At 60.1% G+C, this 3,283-nt stretch carries 3 protein-coding genes; 2 read left to right on the top strand and 1 reads right to left on the bottom strand.

Annotated features, from left to right (window positions below; translation table 11 throughout):
• The coding region (locus ACY69P_RS15455) for a tetratricopeptide repeat protein (protein ID WP_462328122.1) at positions 1 to 1,120 on the top strand (1,120 nt) is incomplete at its 5' end.
• Between the two features lie 828 nt (positions 1,121 to 1,948).
• Here the strand turns inward: ACY69P_RS15455 and ACY69P_RS15450 are convergent.
• Positions 1,949 to 2,605: a class I SAM-dependent methyltransferase gene (locus tag ACY69P_RS15450; protein WP_462328121.1), complete on the bottom strand. Its 657-nt coding sequence runs from the start codon at positions 2,603 to 2,605 to the stop codon at positions 1,949 to 1,951.
• A 246-nt stretch (positions 2,606 to 2,851) separates the two neighbouring features.
• On the opposite strand from ACY69P_RS15450, the gene ACY69P_RS15445 reads away from it, so the two are divergent.
• Positions 2,852 to 3,283 (top strand): NYN domain-containing protein (locus ACY69P_RS15445; RefSeq protein WP_462328120.1); only part of this gene is annotated, 432 nt, incomplete at its 3' end.

Below are 3,283 nucleotides of genomic sequence, written 5' to 3'. Positions count from 1 at the left end.
ACTCCCCGTCGTGGTCATGTCCGCAAAAAAGGACAAGCGCATCGTCACCGCCGCCGCCCGCGCCGGCGCTTCCGCCTTTTTGGTCAAACCCTTCTCCCAGGACACGCTGCTGGCCACAGTAGAAAAAGCCATTTCGCACTCCGCCAAAAAGGCGCAGGCCCCCGCCCCCACCAGTCAGGACGCCCAAAAAGTGCTGGATGCCGGGTTCAAGGCGCTGGACGAGCGCGACCCGGACAAGGCCATTGCCTATTTTTCCAAAGCCGTGAAGGCCAGCCCCAAAAGTGCGGACGCCTTCCGCGGCCTCGCCTACGCCTGCAAAGCCAAAAAGCAGGACGACAAATTCGCCCAGTTCCTCCTGACGGCGGGTAAAGTGCACGTGGAAAACGGAGAATTTTCCGAGGCGGAAAAGCTCTTTCTGGAGCACCGCCGCCACGACGCGGGCGCCCCCAGTCCCTTTGCCGAATGCGCCCGCGCCCTCACGGAAAAGGAAGACTACGAGCCAGCGGCCCGGCTATACGAACGCGCTCTCATGCTGGACCCGGACAATACCGAACTCCTCGTCGGCAGCGCGGAGGCACTTTCGCATGTGGGCAAGGGGGACACCGCCAAGGAACGCTTGGAACTCGCCCTCGCCGCCAACGACGACGCGCCGCAGGCCCGCAAACTGTGGAAGAACCTCACCGGCAAAAGCTGGAGCCAAACCGCCAAGGAGCGCGCCAAGGCCGACACGAACGGAAAGGAGCGGCGCGAGGCCGTCCGTGTTTGGGTGCCGGACCTGCTGCTGGAGCTTTCCGGCTACGAGGACCACTTTGCCATTACGGAACTGAGTATGGGGTCTGTGGCCTTTGGCCCGCAGGAGCAAACCTTCACCATGGATGCGTCCATCCCCGCCAAAATTTTGCACCTCACCGAAAACGGCGTCACGCCGGAGCTGAAACACCTCACCCTCACCGTTGCCCGTGTGGAGGAGGAAAAAATCGGCTGTCTGCTCGGGGAACTGACCCCGGAGCAGGAAACCCGCCTTGGCGAAATCCTGGAGGCCGCGCAGGAGCGGCAGATTGAAAACAAGCAGAAGGAAAAGACCGACATCGGCTTTGATATCGACATGCTGTTTATGTAGCAAAGCAAGCCCCCGCTCCATGCCGAGTCATTCGGCCTGAACGCGGGGGCTCATGTGTAGGGTATGGCTTGAGGTGGCGATGTTCCGGGCGGATCGCGCCCTGCTTCATGCTTGAACCGCATAATGATTGTCTCCGGAAAGATTTCGCGCGTCTGGCGGAAGGATTTCCCCAAGGCGCATGGTTCCCGAATCTGCCACCCCTTTGGGCGGCCCACTCTTCCCCCTACCCCCGGAACGGAAATTCGCATGTGCTTCCAACTCCCCGTCACCAAAAGTAGAGGTTTTCCCAGTTCACCTCACACTACAGCATTCTGGTTTCCATGGCGATAGAATTTCGCATTTTTGCCCGCCAGAATTGAATTTCCGCCAGATTTACAAGTATCTCCATCCTTTGAAGCTCTCCCCCTTTGTTCCATTGTGCAACCCCCTGTCGGACCAACTGTTTTTCAGCCCACCCGCCCCGGCGCAGGGCACAAAAAAAGCGCTGGAATTCCAGCGCGTTTCATCATGGCCTCATCGCCATGGCACAAAGCGCGGCTCGCGGGAGCCGCGCCCTGAAAGATTCCACTAAAACACGCCCACGCAGGGGCACTGGCGCGTCAGGCTATGAACGCCCACACGCCCACAGAAGCCCTGCAATGCGGGAAAACAGCGGCGTCTGGATGCCCCCGCGGGGTGCCGCGCCCCTTCCGCAAAACACGGCTTCAGACAGGCGGGGCAAAGAAAACCGGCGGCGTACGGGGATAACGCACGGCCAAAGCGCCGCCACAAGACGCAATGCCCCGGCATTTTTACATAAGCACAGCTGACCGCCGCCCCGTCCACCAGCTAGGGATAGAGGCACGTCAGGCGCAGGGTATCCGTCAATTCAAGGGGCGCGCCTTCATCACGCGGGCCAAGAAAATCGCGTATTTTTGCAATGTTTTCAGCGGTTGCGGGGACGCCGTAGTATCCAAGCACGTAGTCATCCACCGAGGCGACATCATCAAAGCGCCAGCGGGTGGTGAATTCGCGCCGCACTCTGCGGGTCACTGGCGCCGCGTGCAGGGCGGCGTCTGCCTGCGCCAGTGCGTCGCCCTCGTCGCCAAAGAGACTGCATAGCTGCTGGATTTCACCTTCCTGCACCGGCTCCAGCGCGAGGATGCGTCCGTTCTCGCCCACCATATGGAAGGCCTCAGCCAAAGCATCCTCCGGGTCCGGGTGGTGGTGCAGGGACATGGTAAAGACCACCGCGTCAAACGTGCCATCGCGAAACGGCAGAGCCATCCCGGATGCCCGGACAAACTGACAGTCCGGAACCGAAGCCGCCGCAACGCACAGCGCATCGTGCTCCACTTCAATGGCGCACAGACGGCGTGCATGCCCGGCAACATCCGCCGTCACCCGGCCCGGCCCGCACCCAATCTCCAAAACATCTGCTCCGCAGAGCTCGCCATGCTGAACCAGCATGTTCCGTGTCATTTTTTCCTTGTCCTGTGTATGCATCGGAGTACCCTACACAGACAGACACGAAGCCTCAACCCACCGATGTTGCACCACATCGCCCCCGCTGCTGCATGACGCAATATTCGATAAGGGCTTGACACCACGCCGCGCTGGGCGTATGTGATTTTTATAACTATTCGGCATAGCAAACATGCCATTCATATTCTGGATGCAGAAAAGCATCGATATGTGACAGGGGAGGTGCTGTGCGCCTCCCTTTGTCTTTTTATTTATGAGGTACCTTATATGCATAGACTTGGTGTTTTCGTCGACGCCGGCTACTTCTGGTGTCAGACCATTACGGTTATTCATGGCCGCATGACGGAACGCGGCCGCGTGGCGCTAAATTACAAAGAATTGCGCCGCCAACTACTCAACACCGCCGCGGAGGAATTCCCCCACGCCAGCCTGCTGCGTGCCTACTGGTACGACGGCCCCGGCAACCACGGCAAAGCCGAAGAACACGGCCGCATTGAAGAGCTGGACGACTTTAAGCTGCGCCTTGGCACCCGCAACAGCACGGGCCGCCAAAAGGGCGTGGACGGCCTCATCATTGCGGACATCATCAGCCTGACACAAAATGGCGCCATCTCCGACGCCCTCCTCATCACGGGCGACGCCGACCTTGCCCCGGGCATTGACGCGGCGCAGAACCTTGGTCTGCGGGTGCAGTTGCTC

This window comes from Desulfobaculum sp. (genome assembly GCF_054921475.1).
The sequence above is the reverse complement of the archived record's forward strand: the minus strand, read 5'-3'. Positions and strand labels throughout refer to the sequence as shown.